A 25,142-nucleotide genomic window follows, 5' to 3' on the forward strand; every position below is an offset into this window, starting at 1 on the left:
CAGGTGCGACTGTTGTATCACGCAGTTTTCTTGTCACTTTTTTGTAGGGATTTGTACTATGTGTTTTCGCGAAAAACGACAGGCTTTCACGCTTGTTGAGCTGCTGGTGGTGATCGCAATTATTGGGGTTCTCGTGGGGCTGTTGTTGCCTGCGGTGCAAGCGGCTCGAGAAGCGGCTCGGAGGATGAGTTGCAGTAATAATTTTAAGCAGATTGGCCTCGCGGTTCACAACTATCACGCTGCCTACAACCGGTTGCCGATCCACGGCGGCGGCACGCTCGATATCGGTACCAGTAATGCATGGGAAAGCGGGACGTCCGCTGCGCCCGCAGGCCGTAACGCACTGAATCTATCTTCCTTAGTTGCACTCACCCCATTCTTCGAGCAACAGGCTGTTTGGGAGCAAGTCGTCAATCCGTACCAGGTGACCTCAGGTGCTGCCATCGGTCGTGTATTCCAACCCATGGGACCTGACCCAAATCGCAGCATTAGCAACATTACTAATGCGGTGGGCGGTAGTTATGCTCCCTTTGAAACCGACATTGCCTCACTGCGTTGCCCCAGCGATCCTGGTGTTGGCTTGCCTGCTCAGGGGCGTACGAACTATGCCGTGTGTGCGGGTGATTCGGTATTCATGGGCAACTCAGGTATTCCGAACTCCGTAACGGGCATACCAAGCAGTGGTACCTCGGAGGACGTTCGCACATGTCAGCGTGGATTTTTCGTGCACCGCTCTGCAATGTCGTTCCGGGATATTTTGGACGGACTTGCGAACACGATCTGCATGGGCGAGATTGTGACGGATCTTGGGGATCAAGATAAGCGAACGCACGCGGCAGCCATCACGGGTGACCTTGCCGTCGCCGGTGGTGCTTTAAGATGCTCTACCTTCACGGATCCCACGCGACCTCAGTTCTGGGCGTCAACGGCACCGCTTACCGGCACGGCCGAGAATAAGCGAGGTTACAAGTGGGCCTACTCGCGACCACTGTACACTCAGTTCAATACCATTCGTCCACCGAATCAAGAAGTTTGCATGGGTTCGGCAACATCCGGCGGTTCTCTGTCAGTTGGCTCTCACACCAGTCCGGGAATTGTACCGGCGGGTAGCCGTCACCAGGGCGGTTGCCATGTGTTGATGGGTGACGGTGCGGTCAGGTTCATCACCGATTCGATCGATGCCGGAGACCAGAGCAGTCCGATGGTCCAACGTGTCAATAGTATTTGGGCAGGTCCGTACTTGGATGCGGGGCGAGCCAGCCCGTTTGGACTCTGGGGCGCGCTCGGTAGTCGTGCAAACAAAGAAACAATCTCGACAGAGTTTTAGTGCGTCGAGCTCGGACGTTGATTCTCACCAGGCCATCCGGAGTTATGCTTGATGTCCGTTTTGTCGTAGCGGAATTCGACACGGCTTGTTGATTTAGTGAGCCGCTCGCGCGTCAGCGGCCGGGTCCCACGCACTACCCGGTGCCTTACGGCCCACGGCTCACTGTTGCGATTTGCATTTGGATTAAATTAACAAGCCGCCTAGAATTTTGGCCGCGATAGCGAGTTGAACGAAAGTCTCGCGCGACGTCCGCTACCGGTGCTCGGATCGATGCGTTAATGACGCGTTTTTATTTGGATCTAATTTAAGAATGCTTCGTAGGAATTCTTAACTCAATTTTATTGCACAACCATTTAGGAGTGTTTCGTTATGTCAAAGATGTTACGTCGGTCGTTTTTGAAGAAGTCTGCCGTCGCGGGAATGTTCATGGGGATTTCCGCAAAAAGCTACAATGCAACGTTTGCTGCTGAGGCACCGAGTGAGCGGGTTCGTGTTGGCATGATTGGTGTTGGCAATCAAGGCGGTCCACGAAATAACATGAACTATTTCATGAACAACATCGAGGCGCTGTGTGACCTTGATTCAAACTTTCTCACCGAAGCAGCAGCGTATCTTGACAAGCAAGCGGGACGGTCTGTGGTGATGACCGACGATTACCGTCGGCTGCTAGATTCGAAAGAACTCGACGCGGTCGTCGTGACAGTGCCTGATCAATGGCATGCGTTGATGACGATCCAGGCCTGTCAGGCAGGCAAAGACGTTTACTGCGAGAAACCTCTGACTCTGGTGATCGGCGAAGGCCGTCCGATGATCCAAGCAGCTCGCAAACACAAGCGGGTTGTGCAAACCGGATCGATGCAGCGTAGTGGACTTGAATTCGAATTGGTTACGAAACTAGTGCAATCAGGGGCGATTGGCAAAGTGAAGGAAGTCAACGTCACCCTGCCGGGACCCAATTGGATCGATCATGCAAAATCGCCGGTACCCGATAGTGCTCCGCCGAGTGGCTTCGATTTCGACCGTTGGCTGGGCCCTGCTCCTGCACGTCCCTACAATAAAAATCGCGTTCATTATCTGTTCCGATTTTATTGGGACTACAGTGGCGGCCAGCAGACGAACTTTGGCGCTCATCATTTTGATATTGCCCAGTGGGGTCTGGGAATGGATGACAGTGGTCCGATCAGTGTGGAAGGAACCGCTGTTTATAATCCGAATGGTTGGTACGAGACGCCGGATCAAACCGTCATGAAGTACCAGTACGCCAACGGAGTTACGATGAATTGTCGACAGACTCCTGGCACCCAAAGCAATAAACAAGGAACTGAGTTTATCGGCGAAAAGGGAAGCGTGTTTGTCTGGCGCGGCGGCTTGGTAGCGAGTTCTCCTGAAATTTTGAAATCGGTCGAAGTTCCCAAGCCTCTGGTCCACGATGGCAGCGTTGTCACACTGCCGGACGCGGAAAAACGGTACGCGAATTTCGCGCATGTTCAGAATTTCATTGACTGTGTCAAAACACGCGAGACGCCCGCAGCTGACATCAGCATCGGGCATCGCAGCGCCACTGTTTGCCATCTAGGAAACATCGCCGTGCGATCGGGGAAGAAGATCAATTGGAATCCACAAACCGAAACCATTGTCGGTGACGTGGATGGGGCGAAGTGGCTCACAAAAGAATATCGAGAGCCGTACAGCCTTTCATAGCGTTAGCTTGTGCGGCATTTTTTCAGTTAGCACCCAATTTTTATGCTTCCTCAATTCGGAACGATGCTGAGGCGGCGATTCGCTTTCAAAGGAACATCATTGTGCAAAGAGAACAAGCGGGACTTCGACGTCGAGAATTCATCTCTGGATCGTTGCTAACGGGATTGGCTGCCGTTTCAGCCGGCTCGATGGCTCATGCGGCGGATGCCATAAAAAAAGAATATCGCATTTGCGTCTTTGAAAAGTATCTCCAGGACCTGTCTTATGACGAGCTTGCTGATGTGATCGCAGAACTCGGTTTTGTCGGTATTGAGGCAACGGTCCGCAATAAAGGTCACGTTCTGCCCGAACGCGTCGAAGAAGATCTGCCCAAGCTGGTGGAAGCACTGAAGAAACGCGATTTGGAGGTAACCACGATGGCGACGGACGTGTTGAATCCGTCGGAGCCGTTGAGTGAAAAAGTATTACGTACTGCCAAGTCGTTGGGGATCAACTCATACCGAATGGGATTTTACCAATATGATCTCAACAAACGAATCCTTCCTCAGTTGGAAGAGATCCGGCCGCAGGTGCGCGAGCTCGCAGCATTCAACCGCGAACTGGGTGTGACAGCGTTTTATCAAAACCATTCGGATGCAAAGTACGTTGGCGCCACGTTATGGGACATGTTTGGTTTGCTCAAGGGCATTCCAAAAGACCAAGTCGGACTCGCTTTCGATATCCGCCATGCCACCGTCGAAGCCGGTCTATCCTGGCCCGTGATTTACGATGTCGTGAAGCCGCATGTCGGCGCTTTGTTTGTCAAGGATTTCCAATGGAATGGCCGCAAGGCCGAACATGTGCCGTTGGGAACGGGACGTGTTGATCCAAAATTCTTCGACATCGTCAAAGCAGATGGATTCGACGGGCCTATTTCGCTGCACGTGGAGTATCTCGACAAAGAGGGCACGCAGGCTAACATCGAGGCACTGCGACGTGATCTCAAGGTGTTGCGAAAGTGGCTCAGCTAAAGTTCGCGTTCAGTACACGTAAAATACATCCCAGCCATTGCTTCACGGAAATATCACCCATGCTAACAAATGTCGCCTTTCGCTCCGCGAAAACTGTTTTTTTGCGATCTTTCGCGAAGCGAAAGACGTCAGTAGAAAACCGCACGTCTTTATCCCGAACTTTGACGTGCGTGCTTTTTGTTTTCTTGGTGGGCGATGTTTCCGCCGTCGAGATTCGCATCACTCCTGGTTCCGATCTAAAACCCATACTTAAACAGGTCAAACCTGGGGATGTGATTGTGCTGGCCAACGGCACTTGGACGGATCCAGAACTAAAGTTTGAATCGCTCTCTGGCACGGCGGAGCAGCCGATTCTGATCAGGGCTGAGTCAGCGGGCCAAGTGGTGCTCACAGGGGCAATTGAATTTCGCGTCTCCGGAACCCACGTGACTGTGTCCGGGTTATCGATTCTCAATCCCAGCGGCACGAGCGACGTATTTGAATTCCGCACGAAAAGTTCGATTCATGCGCATCATTGTCGAATCACCGATTGTTCGTTCGAGCAGACGGAACCGGTCAGCGACAAGGAATCACGTTGGATGAACATTTACGGGACCAGCAACCGGGTCGACCACTGCTACTTTGCTGGGAAAACGAACGCGGGCACGACACTGGTCGTGTGGGTTGCGGAAACGCCCGGATCGCACCGCATCGATCACAACCACTTCGGTCCAAGGCCCGAGCTGGGCAAAAACGGCGGTGAGACGATTCGGATTGGAACGAGCGAAGTTTCCGAATTCGTCAACAAGACGATCGTGGAGGAGAACTACTTCGATCGCTGTAACGGCGAGGCGGAAATTGTCTCCAACAAGTCCTGCGAAAATATCTATCGACATAATCTTTTCGAGCGGTCCGAGGGAGCGTTGACGCTGCGTCATGGACATCGATGCCTTGTCGATGGCAATATCTTTCTGGGTCACGATGTAAAACGTACAGGGGGCGTGCGGATCATCGGCAGCGATCATCGTGTAACCAATAACTACTTCGAAGGCTTACGCGGTGACGCCGAGCGTGCTGCTATCTGTTTGATGAACGGAATCCCGAACAGTCCGTTGAACGGCTACGCTCCTGTTCGCAACGCTCTGATCGCTCACAACACTGTCATTGATTGCAAGGTTTCGATGGAAATTGGCCTCAGTCCTAGCAAAAATGTCACGGTTGTTCCCTCGGATTGTCGCATTAGCCACAACGCGTTTCTTCCTGGTAAATGGGAACTCTTTCGCGTTCAAAACGAGCCAAGTCGATTCACCTGGATCGGCAACAAATATCAATCGGGCACGACCCGGGGTGCGGATCTGGTAGAGCTGGAACGTGTGGATATCAAGCTAACGCGAGGACAGGATGGAATCCTCCGACCATCGGACTCGAAATCCTTGCACACTGATCAACCGAGCGATGTCAAGGTTGACATCGACGGGGAAATTCGCAATTCAGATCTCGCAGGATGTGATGATCCGAGCACGCCTGTCACAATCCGTGATCTTGCAAAATCGACGGGGCCAATCTGGCGGCGGCCACTCAAACTGTAAACGCCACATCGCTGAAATTGCTGATGCATTGAGATGCTTTGACCGCATTCTATCGTGGCCAACTCCCAATGCCATCTACTTTGACACCAAGCGGGTGGCGTTGAGCTTGCACGTTGTCATCTCTAACACTTCGATGCCCCACCCAGAACTTGCTCCGCTCGTTCTGACCTCCCCAAAACAAGTTTCGGGGAGGTGAAGCACGTCAAAGGACTCGATTTACAACGAAACAAAAATCCGCACAACCTCCTTCGTTGGGGGAGAGGTAACTGCAGTATCGGCCGGAAGAAAAACTCTCCCCCAATATCCGGCGGCAAAACCAAGGCTTGGAGCGCCGTGCCGCTACCAAAGTAGATGTGCATGGGGCTTCGCCACCAACGTAGTTACCATGTGGTGATGGCTGCGAATTGTAGGAGGACGTTTTTTAGCTTGCGTTGTTTTACGTTAACAGCCAGGACAAGAATTAGAGTCGAGCGGTTCGGTAATCACGTGGGGTCAAGCCGGTAAGTTGCTTGAATGCTCGGTTGAAACGAGACAGTGATTCAAAACCGGAGTCTGTCGCGATCTTGATAATTTGATCGTCAGTCGTCAGCAATAGCCGCTGTGCGTGAGCAACCCGATGACGCGTGATGAAATTGACAATGGTTGTGTTAAACGTCTTTTTAAAGAGCGTGGCCGCGTAATCGGGATGGAGATCAACATCATGAGCGATTTGGGGAACGGTTAATCGGTCTCGGTAACATTCGGAAATATGACAAGCCATCTGGTCAGCTTTGCCTTGAGATTCAAGTTGCACCGACAGACACCGCGAGGGGGTTTTTGACGCTTGGGTTAAGTACCTCGCCATGCGTAGCAATCGAGCTTGAATTTCAAGTGCAGCCGCCGGCGCCAAGGCGTCGTCGACGATGTCATCGACCCATTGCTCAAACATCCATTGCTCTCGTGATGGCGTGCATTTCGCTGAGTCCACCACAATCTCCCATTGCAGGATTCGTGTGCGGAGGCTGTCAGGAATTCCCCACGTCAAAAACCAGGCGAATGGAATCGTGGCGACGTAATACGGCGAGTCTCCTTCGTATTCCACAATTTGATGAGGGACTGTTGCCCAGAAAACCGCAAGACGCTGAGCGGGCACGACGACACGTCGACCGCCCATCATGTAAGTGAGTGATCCTGCGCAGAGATAATTCAGTTCGATCTCGTCGTGCTGATCCGCCCGCGACATCGCTTGCGGAGTCCACTTCTCGCAAGTGAAACCGTAGGACGCAAATCGTGGTCGATCGGGGTTGAAGTGCTTCATCGATTCAGCCGTTTCACTGATTGCCTAGTTAGGGACCTCAGGATACGCACATTTTGCGTCAGAATCCAGGTAGACCAACACTATTGCTCGGTTCGATACTATGATTCACGCAGCAAGATGGCTGTTGGGGCTTCGTGACGACAACGATTTAAAGATATGAAAACGGATTTCTCCATTGTCATAGGACCGCTGCTGCGGCAGATTCTCGCCACTGTAGCGTTGAGCTACTTGCTGGTTTTATTCAGTCCGACGGCGATGGCCGATGACGGAGCGATCGCCGGAAACCGGCACCGCGTCGTCGTGTCTACTGACATTGGCGGGACGGATCCGGACGACTTCCAATCGACGGTCCATCTGCTCGTCTATGCAGACAGTTTTGATCTCGAGGGCTTGGTCTCGTCACCGTTTGGCGCAGGCCGAAAATCAGACATTCTCGCGGTCATCGATCGCTATGAACTCGACTACCCGAACCTGAGAACGTATTCAGACAAGTACCCGACCGCCGACACGCTGCGCTGGATCACCAAGCAGGGTGAAACCGATGCGCCTGGAGGCTCCGGTATCGGAAATTCGACCGAGGGCTCGCAGTGGATCGTCCAATGCGCGAGACGCGATGATCCACGACCGCTGCATGTGCTTGTCTGGGGCGGTATCGAGGATGTGGCCCAGGCACTGCACGACGCTCCAGAGATCTTGCCAAAGCTTCGAGTTTATTGGATCGGCGGCCCAAACAAGAAATGGAGCGTGGATGCCTACAACTACATCGAGCAGAACCACCGGACGCTCTGGATGATCGAAGCCAACGCAACCTATCGTGGCTGGTTCGTCGGCGGCAACCAAAATGGTGAGTGGGGCAATAAACAATTTGTATCCAAGCATATCGCCGGTCACGGTGCGCTTGGCGAGTACTTCAATACGCAACTGCACGGCACGATCAAGATGGGAGATACCCCATCGGTCGCTCGACTATTGCGAGGTGATTCCGAGGACCCGGAAAAAGCAAGTTGGGGTGGCGAATTCGTTCCCATCTGGGATGGGCGCAAAACCATTTTCGATCGTTTGACGACTGCGGCGGATAAAGCGGAAGTGTTCGGAGTGACAGAGTTCGCACTGCCCAAGCCTAAAGGGTTTTCAGCACAGAACACCGCCGCGATGATCTTCGATGGCGGCGTGCCGACTTCAAAAGGCGTCGTCGATGGCAACGTCCTGCGTTTTCGTTTCTCGCCACGTGACGCAAAAGTATGGTCTTATGTGATCAAGAGTGACTTTGAAAACCTCAACGGACAATCCGGAAAGTTCGATGCCGTGCCACCGTCGTCATCGCGGACGAGCAAGCGATCTACAAAACATCCCAATTGGTGGATCGACAATCCCGATCCGGCAACAGCCGAGGGCGTTCATCCGGGTGCCAAGAGTGTGAGTCGGTGGCGCGAGGATTTCCTTCGCGACTTTGCCGAGCGAATGGACCGATGCAAATCTCTGGAAAGCCGAGATCACTAAGCAGGACAATATGAGTCATTCCAAAAAATGGTCTGAGCCGACGGCGCTAGTCGCGGGCATGTTTTCTAGAATATGGAGGGGCCCGCGGCTAGCGCCGTCGGCTCACAGAATGATCGACAATTCACCGGTAAATACCAAATAATCTGCTTCGATTACAAATCGATTTCATGGCTTGCAGTGGAGTCGGCCGGTGGGAACCGGCCCTACTGCAACTGTTTTTCTAACCCAAATCTTTTTAGATCAGATACACAATTCCTCCATCGAAGAATGAGTTATGCACAAGGTCTTTTGTAAAACTGTTGTCGTGATCGGTTTACTCTTGTCCTCTGCCACCGGTTTTGCTCAAACCCCGTTGGCATTTCCAACTGCCGAAGGCTACGGCAAAAACACAGTGGGAGGCCGTGGCGGCAAGGTCTACGAAGTCACTAATCTGGATGACTCTGGCGAAGGCAGCTTGCGTGCTGCGGTTGAGGCCAAAGGACCACGAACGGTGGTCTTCCGAGTCTCCGGAACCATTGACCTGAAGAGCGACATTCGCATCAAGAATCCAAACATTACGATCGCGGGTCAAACGGCCCCTGGAGACGGTATTTGTTTGAAAGGTTACCCACTGATGATCGGTGCCGATGAGGTAATCATTCGGTACATCCGAGTTCGATTTGGTGATGTGTCAGGAAAAGATGCCGATGCGATTTCGGCAAGGTATGTCAAGAATCTGATTCTCGACCATGTCTCTGCGAGTTGGAGTGTCGACGAGACAATGTCGATATACCACTGCGAAAACATTACGGTCCAGTGGTGCATGATTACCGAGAGCATGTTCAATTCGAACAACGTCAAACAGTCCCATGGTTTCGGCGGTATCTGGGGATCCAATCACAGCAGCTACCACCACAACCTGATTGCGCATCACTCTAGCCGGAATCCACGTTTCGCTTCGGGTTGCGGTAACACCGACTATCGAAACAACGTGCTTTACAACTGGGGATATGCGAGTTGCTATGGGGGCGAAGCGGTCCAGCCAGGGAATGACAAACTCACGTTCTCTAACATCAACATGGTGGCGAATTATTACAAACCCGGACCGGCGACTGACCCTGGAAAGCTAGATGTGCTCGCGGAACCATCCGCCCGCGGCAACAACGATAAGGGCAGTTGGTATTTCGCTGATAATTTTATCGAGGGAAGCCCGTCCGTCACAGCGAACAATGCCACCGGCGTGCGCGGCAGCGACTTTGTCGCTCTGGTACAACCATGGGAAGCGATGCCGATCAATCAACAAACTGCGCAAGAAGCATTTAAGGTGGTCCTCAGCAATGCGGGGGCAACACTACCTAAACGAGATTCTGTCGATAGGCGGATTGTCGAAGAAGTACGCACCGGAACAGCGACATTCGAAGGTGTTTACGACACCACGAAAAAAGTGGTCGACGCTTCCAAAGTCACCGGAATCATCGATTCACAGAACGACGTTGGTGGTTGGCCAGAACTGAAGAGTACGCCCGCTCTGGAGGACACCGACCATGACGGTATGCCCAACAAGTGGGAACTTTCCAATGGTCTCAACCCCCACGATGCTGATGACGCGAACAAAGTTGCATCCGATGGCTACACGATGCTGGAAGTTTACATCAATAGCATCAAGTGAACTTTCTCACCTCCTGAAATGAACCCATCATGAACATCCAGTATTGTTCCGATTGGACTTCGGAAATCCTAAGGGCGATTTGCGTGGCTGTCGCTGCGCTACGACTACTCGCGATTGATGTCTCGGCGCAGATGTTCAAGTCAAGCTTGCATTATGCCGTCGAGCGAATCCGTTTGCTGGAAGTGGATTGGACCGATGGAATTTGTCACCCGTGTTTCACCATGTGCCGCGACCAGATGGTTGACTGTGCTCAAATATAAAATATGGAATGCAATGTTTAAATCCTGTTTGTCACTAGTAGTGATTTTTGCCGCCATCGTGCCAACGGCTTCCCATGCTGGCTCGCCTAAACCGCGGATGGTGGTGCTCACCGACGTGTCGACTTGGGAAACCGATGATAGCGAATCGCTGGTGCGGTTGATGGTTCACGCGGACATGCTTGAAATCGAAGGTCTCGTTTTTACAACCGGTTGGAGTCTGGACAAGACTCGTGATGACTTCATCAACTTGATTCATGACGCGGTGAATGCGTACGAAAAGGATCTTCCGAACCTTCAAAAGCGGTCCGATCAAACCGAGCATTTGCAGAACGAGTCGCGTCAAGAGCTCGGTTATTGGCCAAGCCCAAAGTACCTTCGCGGTTCGACGATGTTTGGCAGCAAAAAACGGGGGGCCGAGCATGTTGGCGAGGGAAACGATTCGCCTGGTAGCGAATTGATCATCAAGTTGGCTGACGAAGACGATGATCGTCCGCTTTGGATCACTGTATGGGGTGGCGGCAATACGCTCGCGCAAGCGGTTTGGCGGGTGAAGAAAGATCGAAGTGCAGAGGAATTGAAGACCTTTCTGCATAAGCTCCGCGTGTACACGATTACGGATCAAGACCGCGACCAAAAAACGCCTTTCTCTGATAGCTCCCATCAATGGCTGCGAAAAGAGTTCGAGAAGGATCTTTTGTTCATTTGGGATGAATGCGCTTGGAAATTTCAAAACGGAACCGGCAAAAAGAATTGGCCTGAGTACCAAACGCATATCCAGAACCACGGCAATCTTGGGAAGGTTTATCCCAAATACAAATACGGTGTGGAAGGTGATACACCCGCGTTTTTGCATCTGCTGCCGGTTGGGCTCAATGATCCCAACGTTCCGACCCAAGGTGGTTGGGGCGGCTACTTTGCGTGGGGTGTTAGTGAGGACGGCGAGACGTCGTGCTATACGAATCACAAAGGGCCCACGAACAAGAGCTGCAACTCGCTGGAAAGTCATTTCTATCCCGCCACATTCAATAACTTTGCAGCCCGCATGGATTGGGCCAAAGACGGATGCGGTAATCGCAATCCGACCATCACCATCGACGGAAACCAAGGCCTTGAGATTCTCACCAAGAAACCGCAACAAGGTACGACAGTGAAGCTTGATGCTTCGAAGTCGTTTGACCCGGATTCAGACAAGTTAAAGTTTAAGTGGTGGGTATTGTCGGCGGCGGGTACGTGTGATTCGACCATCAACATTGAAAACGGTGACTCAAGTGTTGCTTCGATCAACGTGCCGTCGGAATCAGCGGTCAAGAGTTTTCACGTGATCTGTGAAGTCACCGATGACGGTGTGCCAAGTCTTACGAGTTATCGCAGAATCATTTTTGAGCCAACCGAGTGAGCAAGCCGTAGGTCCGGTCACCACCGGACAATGCCGTGACCGGCCGGTAGGAACCGGCCCTTCATCCAAATGACCGCCTCCCTTGGACGCATCAACTGTGCGATTTCGACGTAGCTGCCGTCACGTTCGCGGCGGAAATCCACGCTCTGGTGAGCGTAGCGACGACAGTAATTGACCGCTCGTTCCTAGCAGCTTGGCACACTCGCAAGTCGTGCCCCAATGTTCCTAAACCCCCAACAAAGAATGCAAGTCAACAATATGATCAAGCGCATCCTTACCGCCGTCTTATGCCTCATCCCTCTCGCGACGTCGCTCTACGCCGACACCTCAGCGGGAGATCTCGTCAAGAAGCCCGATAGCTGGTTCAGTAGTGATGAAGGACGCAAGGCGGTGGCTTGCATCCTGTCGTGGCAATCCGAACATGGCGACTGGCCAAAGAACAAAAACACCGCTCAAGAAGAATACTCTGGCGACCGCTCTAAGCTACAAGGCACGTTTGACAACGGAGCGACCACCGGAGAATTGAGGACCCTCGCGCACGCTTTTCACGTTACGGGCGAACCTGCTTACGAGAAAGCGTTCCTCACTGGTTTTGACCACATCCTCAAAGCTCAGTACCCCAATGGCGGCTGGCCTCAGTATTTCCCACTTCGTAAAGGCTACTACACCCACATCACCTTCAATGACGGCAGCATGATTCGTCTGATCGAATTTTTACGTGATGCGACGAGCTCTAAAGACTTTGCATTTCTCGATCAAGATCGACGCGCCGCCGCATTAAGTGCGATCGACCGTGGCATTGACTGCATCTTGAATTGCCAAGTCATCGAGGACGGCACGCCGACGGTTTGGTGCGCCCAACATGATGAAGTCACCCTTGCTCCGGCGGACGCCCGCAGCTACGAGCTTGCCTCGCTCAGCGGTGGTGAGAGTGCTGGCATCTTGGTGTTTCTCATGAGTCTGGATAACCCGTCGCTCGAAGTCATTCGTGCGGTCAAAGGCGGAGTGGCGTGGTTCGATGCGAACAAAATCGAAGGCTACCGCTACATGAAAAGCAAGACCGAACTCGCGCTCACGAAAGACCCATCGGCAGGTCCACTGTGGGCACGGTTCTACGAACTCAAAACAAACCGTCCCTACTTCTGCGACCGAGACGGAGTGGTCAAATATGATATCCAAGAAATCGGCAGCGAGCGCCGAGGTGGCTATTCCTGGTATGGCAACTGGGGCAAAAGCGTCGCCGACAAGTATGCCAAGTGGCCTTATCACTAACCAAGAGAGACTGCTGCCTCGAAGGGGTGCTAGGCAGGTAGGCAGAAATCATTGGGTGAAATCCCGTTAGCCGTTTGGGCCCTAGCGCCGGTTGAACTCCGGAATTGTGGCTAGCGGGCTGTAGACTTAATCGAAATGCAAATCGCAGTAGTGAGCCGTGGGCCGTAAGGCACCGGGTAAAGCGTGGAACCCGGCCGCTCACGCGTCACGGCTCACTAAATCAACTACCCGCTAGCGCCAAAACGACCAATTTACTGAGAGACTCCTGCCTAACTGCTTAGCCGCCGGGAACGCAACGAACCTAACATGATCTATTCGTAAACATCAATCCTCGAAAGTACATGAAGATGAACCATCGTCTGCTCGTTTGGCTGCTTGCTGTCATCGCCATGCTAACATTTCAATTGGCATCGGCCGCTGGGCCCAAACCACCGGTGAAGCCGCGTGTGATCGCCACCACCGATGGCGAAGTGGATGATCGCAGCTCAATGATTCGCTTTTTGCTTTACGCCTGCGATTTCGATGTGGTCGGCATTGTGCAAGTCAATTCCAAGTACCAGAAACACGGTCATAGCGATAAGAAGTGGATCGAAGATCAGCTCGATGCGTATGCTCAAGTCCTGCCGAATTTGCGAAAGCACAATCCTGAATACCCCGACACCGCCTCGTTGCGCAGCGTCATGCGTGTTGGCAACGAGACGATGGAGGATTTGTGGGTCGCACCGCCTGACATGAAGACCAAGAACACCGCCGGGGCGCAGTTGATCATCGACATGCTGCTCGACGACGATCCGCGGCCGGTGCATGTCCTTTCCTGGGGCGGGGCGAACACTACGGCATCGGCGCTGTGGAAACTGAAGACTGAATATTCCAAAGACAAATTCGATTATGCTGTGTCACGAATCCGTATTTATTGCATCTGGTATCAAGACGGAGGTGGAGAATGGATTCAGAAGAATATTCCCGGCGCTCACATCTACGAAGCGTATGGCTGGGACAATGTCTGGGACTACGAAAGCTACGACCATGCGCGGAAACAGGGTAAAATGAGCGCCAATCCACCGGCGGAACAGCGATACATGAATGACGCTTGGTTAAACGAGCATGTCAAGAATGAGCACGGCCCCCTTGGTGCGATGACGCCACAAAAATATATTAGCGAAGGCGATACGCCGTCGTTCTTGAACCTGATCAACAACGGTCTCGCCGCCGACGTTGACTACACGCTGGGAGGCTGGGGCGGACGTGGGGCGTATGACGATCCAGCGTTTCCCAATCACATCACCGACAAAAAGCTCAAGGACGATGGGAACGCGAACAAGATGTTTTGGCGGTGGGTTCCGGCCGCCCAAAATGACTTCGCCGCACGGATGGACTGGTGTGTGAAGGATTTTGAAAACGCGAACCACGCACCCGTTGCAAATGTCAAAGGTGGTTTTACTCGTGACGTGAAGGCCGGCGAAACCGTGAAGCTCGAAGCCACCGCTACCGATCCCGATGGCAACAAACTGTCGTACAAATGGTGGCAATACGCTGATGCCGATTCTGCCGTTGCGACCGTGAAAATCACCAATGACGATTCGCTGAACAAAGCCAGTTTCATCGCGCCCAGCGAACCCGGGAAACAGGGTCACATCATTCTCGAAGTGACCGACGACGGCGCGCCTGTGCTCACGGGGTATCAACGCATTATCTACAATATTAAATAATTATTAACAAAATCATGAATCATCTTAGAAAAACAATCCAACTCAGCTTACTTTTGAGTGCCTTTCTTGTCCTTGGACTTCGAGATTGCATCGCCGCAGAGGGCTTCACGATCTCGTGTGAGGAGTCGAAGGTCGTCGTTGAATACGACGGGAAACTTGTTACCAACTATTGGTATCGTGACCACATAGCAAAGAAGCCGTATTTTTGGCCGATGATTGGACCATCCGGCAAACCAATGACGCGTGCGTTTCCGATGGCCACCGTCGACGGCGAGCAGCATGACCATCCGCACCACCGAGGCGTTTGGTTCGGCCACCAGGGCGTCGGGGGAACCGATACATGGTTGGAAGCGGCTTCGACGGATGCTAAAGGCGACAAGCAACAGAAGTTCTTGGCGAGCTTGGGCACAATTGCTCACACCGCGTTCACGGAAATCTCGGCGAACGAAGACCAGGCCGTGATTCGTTCGAATAACGACTACGTGGATTCGGATGGAAAGCAGCTGATGGCGGACGAGCGGTCCATGATCTTTCGCATGTCCAACGGTCAACTCGTTCTCGACTTCGATATCACCTTGCTCGGCAAATACGGAGACGTCGAGTTACAAGATATGAAGGACGCTGGATTGAATGTTCGCGTTCCAACGTCCATGTCACTCACCGATGGCAAAGGACACATCGTCAATAGCGTCGGAGATCGTGACGGCGACGCGTGGGCGAAAAGGGCCGAATGGGTCGATTACAACGGACTGGTCGAAGGCAAACAGCTCGGGGTTGCGTTTCTAAATCATCCGTCGAGTTTTCGTCATCCGACGCGTTGGCATGTTCGTGATTATGGATTGTTCACTGCAAATGCGTTTGGATCGCATAGCCTCGATCCCACAGCGGAGTCTGGTACTTTTACTTTGACCCGTGGTGACAGCATTGACCTGCGCCACCGAATCATTTTTCACGACGGGGACGAAAAAGCAGCAAAGATCGCGGAAGCTTATCGAGCCTACGCGATGACGGACCCAGCCGACTTATGAGGGTATTTATTGCAGTCGACATCCGTTTTCAAACGATGGCGATAACGCTGAAAGCTAACGAAGTTCCTTGCCAGCTATTCTTGACTCCCGCTGGCACTCACAAGCTTGACGATCGGTATGAAAGCTCACTGGACTGCACGAACCGCTTGATCGCTTGACTGAAGTATTAAGCATTTCGGCAGGAATCATTGGGTGAAATCCCGTTAGCCGTATGGGCGTTAGACCCGGCTCAGCGTCGGAACCGTGGCTAGCGGGCTGTTGACTTATTCGAAATGCAACTCGCCTTTGTGAGCCGTGGGCCGTAAGGCACCGGGTAACGCGCGGGACCCGGCCGCTCACGCGTCACGGCTCACTAAATCAACAGCCCGCTGGCGCCAGAACTGCCAATTTACTGAAAGACTCCTGCCTAACTGCTTAGGATGAAAGACATGAGTAAGATGAGCGTCCTGATGGTCGGGACTGGCGAGTACACGACGGGCTTCGTTCCCGGAGCCGTAGCTGCGTCGGACAAGAAGGCGGGAATCGTCGGTGTAACATTGTTCGACCTTCGCCGCCGTGGACTCGTTGATCGATTGCTGATGGCGGGGACCAACGGCACGAAGTTTCCGGCGATTCGTAAGCATCTCGACAAAGCTCTCACGCAAGCGTACCGCGAGATGGATGTCCACTTCGATAGCTTTCCGGCTGACGACGTGCCACGTGATGGCAACGCTTACCGGCTAGCGTTGGACACGATGCAGCCCGGTGACAGTGTCATTGTGTTTACGCCCGACGACACGCACTACCCGATCGCGATGGATGCTGTCGAGCGGGGATTGCACGTGTTGATCGCCAAGCCGATTGTCAAAACCGTCGAAGAGCATTTGACGTTGACTCGGAAGGCAAAAGAGCGAGGAGTCATTGTGGCAATGGAAGTTCACAAACGCTGGGACCCGCTGTATACCGATGCCCGCGATCGAATTCGCAACTTGGGCGATTTCAGTTTCTTTCAATCTTACATGAGTCAACCCAAGTCACAGCTCGATACCTTCCGTGCCTGGGCAGGCAAGTCGAGCGATATCAGTTACTACTTGAATGCCCACCACATCGACTTTAATGTATGGGCCGTTGCCCACCGAGCACGCCCATTGGTCGTGCGAGCATCGGCTGCGACCGGTGTGGCCCACGCGATGGATATCCCGACCGAAGACACGATCACCTTGATCGTCGATTGGGAAAACATCGAAAGTGGAAACAAGGCGACGGCGATCTACACGTCCTCATGGATCGCGCCGAAATCCGATGTGCATTCGCAGCAGCGGTTTTTCTTCATGGGTCATGGTGGTGAAATCAACATCGATCAAGCTCACCGCGGTTACTCAATCGCGTGTGATGAAGCGGGATTCAGTTCACCGAACCCACTATTCATGAAATTTACGCCGGATGCGGATGGCTATTTTTCGGGGCAAAATGGCTATGGCTACCGCAGCATCGAAGCTTTTCTGCGAGCGGTGGAGCAAGTTCGACAAGGCCACTCGCAGCCCGACAATTTCAACGGAAAACTCGCTACCGCGAGCGATACACTGCTGTGCACCGCCATTCTCGAAGCTGGCCGACGCAGCCTTGATGCCAACGGCAAAGCGATCCGCATCGAATACAGCGATCAAGCCGTTGTGTCAGGCCTCAGCGAATTTTGAGGACCTCGTGTGGTCAGTTCACTCTGGCCAACACTAATTGGGACCGTCGGACCACCAGGGCCCATCGGATGTTTAAGTGGCGGTCGCTGTTACGTAGCTAGTGTCTGTCATAAAACCTCGAGGCGGCGTAATTTTACAGCTTGAGAGGGCGAAACGTTAGTGTGAAGATTGTTGGCGACCCGCCTTCAACACCACGATGAGGGGCGAATTTGCAGTGTTTTCAGATGACTGCGCGTACCTTCAGCCAGGAGGGTGTCGTTGATCAACTCTGCGTTGTGTCTTTGACCTAATTAGGCCGCTGCACGTACTGTCTTTGCCGCTGCAGCGTCGGGGTTTTCTGCCGCGATCAATAGCCGGCCAAGCACCTGCAGGTTCCGCCCCAGCACGGCTAGGCCAAGATAGCGTTTAAAACCAACTTCACTGCGGTCACGACAACGTTTCAATCCGTTGCCCCGCTGCAACGCACCGACCGCGGATTCGATTCCTGCGTGACGGTGTCGACGTCGGCGTGAGTCGTCTGACTCGTTGGCAACTTCGGTTGCAAAGTTTTGAGAGTTCCGCGATGGACAACTGACGTTGCCAACGATCGGCAACAAGGCTTTAACGTTCGCCGCGCTGTGAAAGCCACGATCAAGCGAAAGTTCTTCAAGCTTACCTTGGTGACGCTGCTGGGCGATCTTCGTTTGCTCAACCACGACACTGCCGTCGGTTTCATCACGATCCATCAGATAGTAATGGCTGATGAAGCCCGCACCGTCCTCAAAGATCATTGCCAGTCGTCCATACTGAATCGGCTCGCCTGCTTTGCCACGTTGGTAGAGTTGCGTATGAGTTTCGAAAAGGCTGAACAGCTTCTCGCTGTTGGGAACGCTCTCGCCCAGCACCACTCGGCGATGCGCGGTATCACGAACCTGTTGGGTCAAACTGGCCCAACCCGTGAGTTCCTCAAGCCGAATGTGCAGCGAGAGAGGCAATGCGTTTTTCGCTGCCTTTTCCAGTGTTTTGACTCTTTGGAGGATCAAGTCTACACGCTCTATCAGGCTACAGTAGAGCGATTCGATCGCCTCCTTCTTTTTGACGATACGACTGGCAGAGAGCTGATTAATTTGTCGATGAAGCTTTTTGATCGTCTTTAACAAGTGAGCGGACTGACGCCACCGAGGAAGACTGATTTCGTCAGCAAGGGTGCGGGCCAGCGGGATGATCTTCCGCATCCCGTCGTACATCAAGCTGCTTTCGGTTGGGTAATGAATATTCGTTTCGATCACGAACGAGTCGGCGCGAGCCGATCCTACTGCATCGCCATGGAACTGTTGTCCGTGTCGAACAATGATGTGGTTGATCTTCTCAATTGTCTCAGGCTTGATCAGACAACACGAATTGCGAATACGGCGAAAGTCGAAATTCGGGTCTTGCTCCCAATCGTCAACACCGAGGATCGTACGGAGATTGTGATGGTTCTCGGCTTGGTCTTGGAGTTTGTCGTAGTCGAAATTGCAATTCATTCTGAGCACTGCCAGCACGAGAATTTGCCAATCATCGAAACCGGGTCTGCCGGTATCGCGGCGCGAGAGCTCACTGACATCTTGCGCGATTAAGTTGGTAAGGCTTCTTCGCAGCGGACCGTCGAGATAGACATGACGCAGGGCAGCGAGAACGGGTATAATTTCGTCACGACAATTCAGATTCAATTGCAACTGCGCGATGGGGGTTGCTGCGAACCGCATCTGAGGTTCATAACTCTTTCGCATCTCGACCACTCCTTGAAGATTTGTGATGAAATTGGTTTTTCCTAACTGTTTCAACACTCGAACCGGTCAAACGGTTCAGTCTTCAAGGAGCTTTTTTCTAAATAACCCCGTAAAACACGGGATCATTCTGTTTGATGACAGACACTAGCTACGCTCACCAGACGGTGGATCCCTGCTCTGGTGAGCGTAGCTACGTCCGCAATCGTTCAGAAGGTCCTTAGTTCGCCAACGGCATGGAGTTGAGAAGCGATTGACTAGAAAGTTGATCGATGAATGAATCAACTGACATCAGCTGGTCCAGTGATTCACTCGACATCTTTGTCGCTAGCTGATCAGATTCCGACACCGAATCCGCTTCGACTCGATTCACAATGAACTCAAACGAGGCTGATTTTAAAGGGGCCCCGTTTTGTATGCGTTGCTCCCCATCTGGTTCTGACCTGTCGTCGTCTTGCAAATTCGCCGATCGTCTCATATCGAGCGAACTGGAAATCGTTCCAGCGTCTTCGCCCAACGCGCTACCCGAGTTGCCTTGAAGATTAAGATCGTTGATTACACGATTTGCGTCGGCCGCGGTTACCAGGTCATCGCCATTGTGGTCAAAGTAAACGCCTGGCCAAGTCTCGAGCGATGAGGGGTCGGCAAGAACCGATGTGCCGGGGGAGGAAAACTCGCGTCGGCCAAGCTCATTGATGATCTGCAGAGCGTCCAATGCCGTGACGGTGCCACTATTGTTGACGTCTCCGGCGCGAAGAATGTTTTGCCACGGGTGAGGAACCTGCGCTTCGATCGCCTCGCCACCGCCGGAAACTGAGTTGTCGGCTGTGACAATGAAACTGCCGTTGCGAATCGGTGCGGTCATACGCCAATCAGAGGCGTCTCGCACATCAATCACGTCGTCTTCGCCCGTCGCGATCGAGACTAGTCGAGTGGTTGGCGACAAGCCCGCGACGCTCGCCGCGTCAAACGCGATGGTATTAACATCGGTACTCGAAAGATCCAAGTGACCAACATTGGTAACAGCGATCAAGGGATCAGTCAGGTCAAAGACGCCTTTGTCACCGATCAAAACCAATGAATCGGTTCCACCTGCGCCCTCGACCGACAGGCCACCGGACGGGATCGTAAATCCCGTCGCAATATTGATCGTTACAGTTTCATCGGTCGCCGTACCCACAACACTCAGCGAACCGATCTCGGCGATTTCAGCGCGGAATAATTCGATCGCACTCGAGCGGACAACGATGCTACCCTGTTGAATCAACGTGCTGCCATCAACTGTGTTAACGGAGACGTCTGGGGTGTCCACACCACTTAAAATAGCGAAGAATAAATCGAGAAAGTCGCCTGTCGTTCCGGCGTCGGTAGGTTGAACGTCATCCTCGGCTGCCACGATAAATCGCGCTGCGAGATCACCTGATGTGGTGCCTGGTGAAATCGAAAAACTGAGAAAATTGCTGCCGTCATTCACTGCAGCGCCATTGACGATCTGTTCGCCAGGGTCGAGCCAATCTCCGTCCCCATTAAGGTCGATCCAACCAAACAGATTGCCGCTGCCGATCACGTCGACCGAGACACTCGACGTGGTTGACGTGTCAACCGAGCGAACGAGACTGGCAGTCGACTCGACGCCGAGGGGCCCGAAAATCGGATCGTCTGTCGTGTTGGCGATTGTCACCACGACATCCTCCACCTCACCGCTATTCGCAATTCCGGTCGGGCCGACAAAATCGTCTTCGTCGTCGTCAAAGACTCGAAATCGAGCATAGGTCTGACCGGAAACCGCTTCGGGAGGGACGTCAAATAGAATTAGATTTTCGCCAGCTTCCAAGGACTCCCGCGGCAGGGCTTCGCCGGAATCCGAAAAATCGCCGTCGGCATTGAAGTCAATGAATACTGACAACTCTGAAAAACCATTCGCGAAAACCGTGAAACTTGCCGGTTGACCTGGTACAAGGTCTGCTCCGAACGCCACACCATCCTCATCATCGCGACCGATCTTGTCGTCGCTGTCGGCACCAGGAGATCCGATTCCGGCTAACTCACCATCGACAGTGATTCCCAAAAACGTGCTATCAATCAAGTGCTCAGCGGTACCATAGGAATCGGGAGCATCGCCAAAATCCGTGTCGGCGTTGATGACGACAAAGTCAAGGTTTTCGCAAGGACTTTGGACTGTGCACTGACTGGTGTCAACAACAATTTCGCTGGGCTCAACCGTGACGGTATTCTTGGCCTCCACGCTATTATCCGCATCCACCGTAATGGTATAGACTCCCGACTCGGTGGGAGCGAACGAATACAGGTTTAGCTCTGACGCATCGAGTACGCCATCGCCGTTGGTATCTTCGTCATGTGTCTGCGTTGTTAGCTGATCACCGTTCTCGTGCGTCGCGGTAACAATCACTCGTATCAGACCCGTCGCGTCGGCCACCTCGACTTTGCCTTGGACGGGCGGTGGCGTGGGAGTCTGACGAGCCAGACCGGCAACAGCGGTGAAGGTCATCGCCAGGGAACTCTGCAGTTGCACAAAGTGTGTGTCCGTACCCAATGCGACGTTGCCACCGGCGCGTGCGACAAGCCCGGCAAAAAGTGTGCTCTGCAAAAGCTGGAAGGTTGTGAACAAGCTAAAAAAGTAACCGTTTAGATCATTAATGCCCTCGGAAACCCGAAGCGTCCCAGCGGCGGAACAAACGAGGTCGTCGTTTCCGTCACGATTCATATCGGTCACCGCGAAGAACGGCTCCGGATCACAGCTGTTACCAGAAGCCGCGAAAACAGGAGCCTGGAAGACGCCGTTGCCCGGATTCTGCATCGTAAAGAAATCCGATTGAGACCCGCCGTTACTCTGACTGTCGACAAAGACAATTAAGTCCGTCATTCGATTTGCCGGATCGATTGTGGCCAACTGGACTCGGACGTTGTTGATTTCGATTCCCGGCTCAATCTCGACAGTTCGCCCGTCGCTCCAACCCAGTTGTCCAGTGTTGTCGTAGAAACGCAACTCGAAGCCGCCGGATTCCGTACGAACCATAAGTGCGATGTCTGGCTGCCCATCCCGCGTGAAATCTGCCACGATCAGCTGACGTAATTCTTCGTTTGTTCCCACCATCGGGGCGTTGTCGTATTCGATTTCGAGATCAAGGAAGACTCCGAGACCAAACTTGTTTCCCTTTGAGTAAACCTTGACTTGGTTGTCCGCGGGATCAAATCCAACTTCGGTATCTTCTCCAAAACGTGGTCGGATGGAGATTCCGTTATCAAGTTCAATGTTTAGCAGCACGTCCTCTGGCTCGTTTCCAGGAGCGACTTTGACGGTTGTTGGAAAGAAGAAGAAGGGTTGGCTCGAAGCATTTTGGAACTCAAAGACGCCGTTTCGTTCACCTATGAATTTGAATCCCGTTGGATCAATAGGTCCAAGTTCTCCGAGGATTGTCGCGAAGAGTCTTCGCGTCTCGACCTCACCCGACTGTCCAACGAATCGAACCCCATCGGTAAGGATCTCTACGGAAGGGTTGAATGTACCTACATCTTGGATTGCCTCTCCTTGTCCAAGCGGCGTTGCGTGACTGAGTACCAGACCGGCACTTGTCCCTGATGTCAGTCGCTCTCCGCTGGCGAGCAGAGGTGACATCGGGATCAGACCGTCGGTGTAGTAGACTGACGCTTCACCACGCGAGTCGGTCACTCGGGTGAAGTCTTCTAACGGCAACAACGGATCCTGAATGCCGTTTCCGTTGCTATCGATAAAGAACGTGAAACCTTCGACCGGTTCCTCCCCGGCGTCCTGAACACCGTCGCCATTGATGTCGTCAAAGACTTTGACCCTTGTAGGGAATCCCGTGTCGACATTCAGGATCAGGCGTTCCGGACTTACATCGAAATCCCAGAGCACCGATTGTCTCGCTGGATCGTTGCCAGCAGTCGTGGTAATCGGGTTCGTTACTAACAGCAAGCCGTCGCTGAAAAAGGTGCCCGATGATCCGAGCGTTGACGCCAGCGACAAGTCGGCACCGGTGATCACCGTGTCGCTTAATCCAGCAACCAAATCGACTTCAATCGGAACAATCTGGCGAGCCGCGAACGTCGGGACGGCAGCGCCTGTTGAAAAGCTCAGTCCCTCATACTGAGTCAGGGTGATCTGGTTGCCGTTGGTCCAACCGAATGCAAATTGCAGATTGTCGAGCTGATCGACAACGACGACGTCATGGCCACCGATGGGATTTAATCCGCCCTGGCTGATCAAGAAATCATTGAATGTTGCTCGTCCGTCGATACTTCCTCCGACTGCGCCGTACAAGGCATCCGTTTGCGTGAGCCCGTCATAGGGTCCGATAAAGGAAATCGCGATCACGCCATCGATCGCGACTCGCGGATCCCGTTGATCTCCAAGTACCGCAAACGGATTGACAACGACTTCGCCGTCCTGAGGCACGTTCTGCGAGTCGAATCGTTGGCTAAGAATCCCCCTTCCATTTGCATCGTCTCCTTCCCATACCACGATCGTACTAGGACTGAGAGTTTCATCCATTGCAATGTCGGGATTTACCTGGTCGCCAACAGCGGTGGTATTCACTTGCAACTCGGTTCCGGCAAGCATGACGCCCGAACTGTCCGTGTCATAAAATTGTGCAAAGACGTCTTGTCCGTCCGTCCCAGGGCCGTTCCAGGCAATCACAAATTGGCGATTTCGACTCGCGTCACTATCGACCACTGGATTGACCTGATCGCCAGCGGTGGTCGTGTTGACTCGTGTCTCCGCAGTCAATTCGTTTCCGGTAGCGTCGAATCGCCGGAAATAGACGTCCATCCCATCACCGGCGTCCATTGCAGGCCCTTGCCATGTCACAACAAACGCACCGTCGCCAAAGATGGCAACATCGGGATGTGATTGATTGCCCGCCGTGGTCGTGTTTACCTGAATCGTGTCGACATTCCCAGCCGAGTGAATTTGCGCGTAGACTCCCAAACCGTCTCCGTCACGGGCGTCCGCTTCAAACACGGTGACAAACGAATCCTGTGTTGCCTGCGGTGATGCAGCGACCCGGACATGTGACTGATCGACGCCGAAAAGCGGATCCGCATGCACAAATGGATCGCCAATCGGAGTCAGGCTCAACACAATTCGCTTCTCGAGCGTCTCAACGAGCATTCGACGCGTGCATCGAGTACCCTGGCGATTGCAGCGTCGCCGAGGTGGACGGGCCACAGCTTGTTTTCGATGTAACATAACGTTCTCCTCATTTGAGTGAATGACGTTATGAGGTCAGAAACATGGCACGTGCGCGATTGCGCCAGAGAAAGTTCCTGAAGACATTAGCCATGATGCAAGCCGAACCTGAGTTGGCGTGAAGACACAACCAGTGCACAAAAACGCAGTTCACAGGCCGACGCTTTAAAAAATGCATCGGTTGACGCCGGCTTATGGATCATGACTCGGCTTATAAATCTCGACTCGCTTTCCAATATCGCGCAAGAATAGGAGCCTACCCAGTTAATCATATCGCGTGAGTTTCGCGATTTCCAATCGAATACGTATATCCGTAGAATCAATCATATCCGTAGAATCAATCAGCCGTTCGTGGGTGAATCAGCTATGGGAGCCGTGGCCACGACGTCCGTTGGTTTACTAATACGGGGCTGAGATACGTGGACTGGCCGTCGCGGCAACAGGAACGAGGAAAGCTCGAACGGCTCGGCGGGTTGAGCTCTCACCAAAGAGAATCCGATCGTGAGAGCATTTAGATTGGTGGTGCCGCCTGCGAACTTGACGCAACATTTGTTCAGCACCATGACTAAGCGGAGATAGAACGGGGGCAGGCCGCAAATAGGCGGGACTGCCATCGTGATGACGTCACTCGCAGCTATTACTGCGACGTTGCGTACTTGGTGCACGACGGACTTTGTCAGCATAACGTGCTTTTCGTAGCGAGTTCATTGGCGTCTTGTTGTACACTCAATGCTCCCCGCCTTGACTGTTGTTCGGCCTGACCGTCCTT

The 25,142-nt window shown here is 53.0% G+C and carries 15 protein-coding genes; 12 read left to right on the forward strand and 3 right to left on the reverse strand.

The window, feature by feature from the left end; genetic code table 11:
* Nucleotides 1-58: 58 nt before the first annotated feature.
* The 4 genes from SH528x_RS18195 (at nucleotide 59) to SH528x_RS18210 (ending at nucleotide 5,606) form a co-directional block, all read left to right on the forward strand.
* Nucleotides 59-1,327, forward strand: a complete 1,269-nt coding sequence (locus SH528x_RS18195) for a DUF1559 family PulG-like putative transporter (RefSeq protein WP_442511891.1) — start codon at nucleotides 59-61, stop codon at nucleotides 1,325-1,327.
* Nucleotides 1,328-1,696: 369 nt separating this feature from the next.
* On the forward strand, nucleotides 1,697-3,028 hold the full coding sequence (locus SH528x_RS18200) for a Gfo/Idh/MocA family protein (protein WP_442511892.1): 1,332 nt from the start codon (nucleotides 1,697-1,699) through the stop codon (nucleotides 3,026-3,028).
* A 101-nt stretch (nucleotides 3,029-3,129) separates the two neighbouring features.
* Nucleotides 3,130-4,038, forward strand: coding sequence for a sugar phosphate isomerase/epimerase family protein (locus SH528x_RS18205; RefSeq protein ID WP_442511893.1), 909 nt, complete (start codon nucleotides 3,130-3,132; stop codon nucleotides 4,036-4,038).
* Nucleotides 4,039-4,208: 170 nt separating this feature from the next.
* Nucleotides 4,209-5,606, forward strand: coding sequence for a polysaccharide lyase 6 family protein (locus SH528x_RS18210; RefSeq protein WP_442511894.1), 1,398 nt, complete (start codon nucleotides 4,209-4,211; stop codon nucleotides 5,604-5,606).
* 460 nt (nucleotides 5,607-6,066) lie between these two features.
* On the opposite strand, the gene SH528x_RS18215 is transcribed toward SH528x_RS18210, so the two are convergent.
* Nucleotides 6,067-6,903, reverse strand: a complete 837-nt coding sequence (locus SH528x_RS18215) for a helix-turn-helix domain-containing protein (protein ID WP_442511895.1) — start codon at nucleotides 6,901-6,903, stop codon at nucleotides 6,067-6,069.
* Between the two features lie 156 nt (nucleotides 6,904-7,059).
* On the opposite strand from SH528x_RS18215, the gene SH528x_RS18220 reads away from it, so the two are divergent.
* From SH528x_RS18220 to SH528x_RS18255, 8 genes are all read left to right on the forward strand, one after another.
* Nucleotides 7,060-8,403: a DUF1593 domain-containing protein gene (locus tag SH528x_RS18220; RefSeq protein WP_442511896.1), complete on the forward strand. Its 1,344-nt coding sequence runs from the start codon at nucleotides 7,060-7,062 to the stop codon at nucleotides 8,401-8,403.
* 304 nt (nucleotides 8,404-8,707) lie between these two features.
* Nucleotides 8,708-10,051 carry a pectate lyase family protein gene (locus SH528x_RS18225; RefSeq protein ID WP_442511897.1) on the forward strand — a complete coding sequence of 448 codons (1,344 nt, stop codon included), beginning with the start codon at nucleotides 8,708-8,710 and terminating at the stop codon, nucleotides 10,049-10,051.
* Nucleotides 10,052-10,080: 29 nt separating this feature from the next.
* Nucleotides 10,081-10,311, forward strand: coding sequence for a hypothetical protein (locus SH528x_RS18230; RefSeq protein ID WP_442511898.1), 231 nt, complete (start codon nucleotides 10,081-10,083; stop codon nucleotides 10,309-10,311).
* A 13-nt stretch (nucleotides 10,312-10,324) separates the two neighbouring features.
* Complete coding sequence (locus SH528x_RS18235) at nucleotides 10,325-11,707, forward strand: DUF1593 domain-containing protein (protein WP_442511899.1); 1,383 nt, start codon at nucleotides 10,325-10,327, stop codon at nucleotides 11,705-11,707.
* A gap of 258 nt (nucleotides 11,708-11,965) precedes the next feature.
* A complete protein-coding gene (gene pelA, locus SH528x_RS18240) occupies nucleotides 11,966-12,979 on the forward strand; it encodes a pectate lyase (protein WP_442511900.1) in 1,014 nt (337 codons plus the stop codon).
* A gap of 347 nt (nucleotides 12,980-13,326) precedes the next feature.
* Nucleotides 13,327-14,688, forward strand: coding sequence for a nucleoside hydrolase-like domain-containing protein (locus SH528x_RS18245; protein ID WP_442511901.1), 1,362 nt, complete (start codon nucleotides 13,327-13,329; stop codon nucleotides 14,686-14,688).
* 14 nt (nucleotides 14,689-14,702) lie between these two features.
* Entirely contained in the window at nucleotides 14,703-15,716 is a 1,014-nt protein-coding gene (locus tag SH528x_RS18250) for a PmoA family protein (protein WP_442511902.1), read from the forward strand.
* A gap of 428 nt (nucleotides 15,717-16,144) precedes the next feature.
* Nucleotides 16,145-17,392, forward strand: a complete 1,248-nt coding sequence (locus SH528x_RS18255; RefSeq protein ID WP_442511903.1) for a Gfo/Idh/MocA family protein — start codon at nucleotides 16,145-16,147, stop codon at nucleotides 17,390-17,392.
* 290 nt (nucleotides 17,393-17,682) lie between these two features.
* Here the strand turns inward: SH528x_RS18255 and SH528x_RS18260 are convergent, their stop codons facing one another.
* Nucleotides 17,683-19,200 (reverse strand): ISNCY family transposase, encoded by a 1,518-nt coding sequence (locus SH528x_RS18260; protein ID WP_442505442.1) that lies wholly within the window; start codon nucleotides 19,198-19,200, stop codon nucleotides 17,683-17,685.
* A gap of 160 nt (nucleotides 19,201-19,360) precedes the next feature.
* Nucleotides 19,361-24,373 carry a GEVED domain-containing protein gene (locus SH528x_RS18265; protein ID WP_442511904.1) on the reverse strand — a complete coding sequence of 1,671 codons (5,013 nt, stop codon included), beginning with the start codon at nucleotides 24,371-24,373 and terminating at the stop codon, nucleotides 19,361-19,363.
* Nucleotides 24,374-25,142 lie beyond the last annotated feature (769 nt).

Origin of the sequence: Novipirellula methanifontis (assembly GCF_052161655.1) — a bacterium.
GTDB lineage: Bacteria > Planctomycetota > Planctomycetia > Pirellulales > Pirellulaceae > Novipirellula.

Excerpts from the sequence above, each read along its gene's own strand:
- SH528x_RS18220 (WP_442511896.1), top strand. The coding sequence starts at position 7,060 with ATGAAAACGGATTTCTCCATTGTCATAGGACCGCTGCTGCGGCAGATT.
- pelA (WP_442511900.1), top strand. The coding sequence starts at position 11,966 with ATGATCAAGCGCATCCTTACCGCCGTCTTATGCCTCATCCCTCTCGCG.
- SH528x_RS18230 (WP_442511898.1), top strand. The coding sequence starts at position 10,081 with ATGAACATCCAGTATTGTTCCGATTGGACTTCGGAAATCCTAAGGGCG.
- SH528x_RS18215 (WP_442511895.1), bottom strand. The coding sequence starts at position 6,903 with ATGAAGCACTTCAACCCCGATCGACCACGATTTGCGTCCTACGGTTTC.
- SH528x_RS18235 (WP_442511899.1), top strand. The coding sequence starts at position 10,325 with ATGTTTAAATCCTGTTTGTCACTAGTAGTGATTTTTGCCGCCATCGTG.
- SH528x_RS18250 (WP_442511902.1), top strand. The coding sequence starts at position 14,703 with ATGAATCATCTTAGAAAAACAATCCAACTCAGCTTACTTTTGAGTGCC.
- SH528x_RS18200 (WP_442511892.1), top strand. The coding sequence starts at position 1,697 with ATGTCAAAGATGTTACGTCGGTCGTTTTTGAAGAAGTCTGCCGTCGCG.
- SH528x_RS18195 (WP_442511891.1), top strand. The coding sequence starts at position 59 with ATGTGTTTTCGCGAAAAACGACAGGCTTTCACGCTTGTTGAGCTGCTG.
- SH528x_RS18265 (WP_442511904.1), bottom strand. The coding sequence starts at position 24,373 with ATGTTACATCGAAAACAAGCTGTGGCCCGTCCACCTCGGCGACGCTGC.
- SH528x_RS18255 (WP_442511903.1), top strand. The coding sequence starts at position 16,145 with ATGAGTAAGATGAGCGTCCTGATGGTCGGGACTGGCGAGTACACGACG.
- SH528x_RS18245 (WP_442511901.1), top strand. The coding sequence starts at position 13,327 with ATGAACCATCGTCTGCTCGTTTGGCTGCTTGCTGTCATCGCCATGCTA.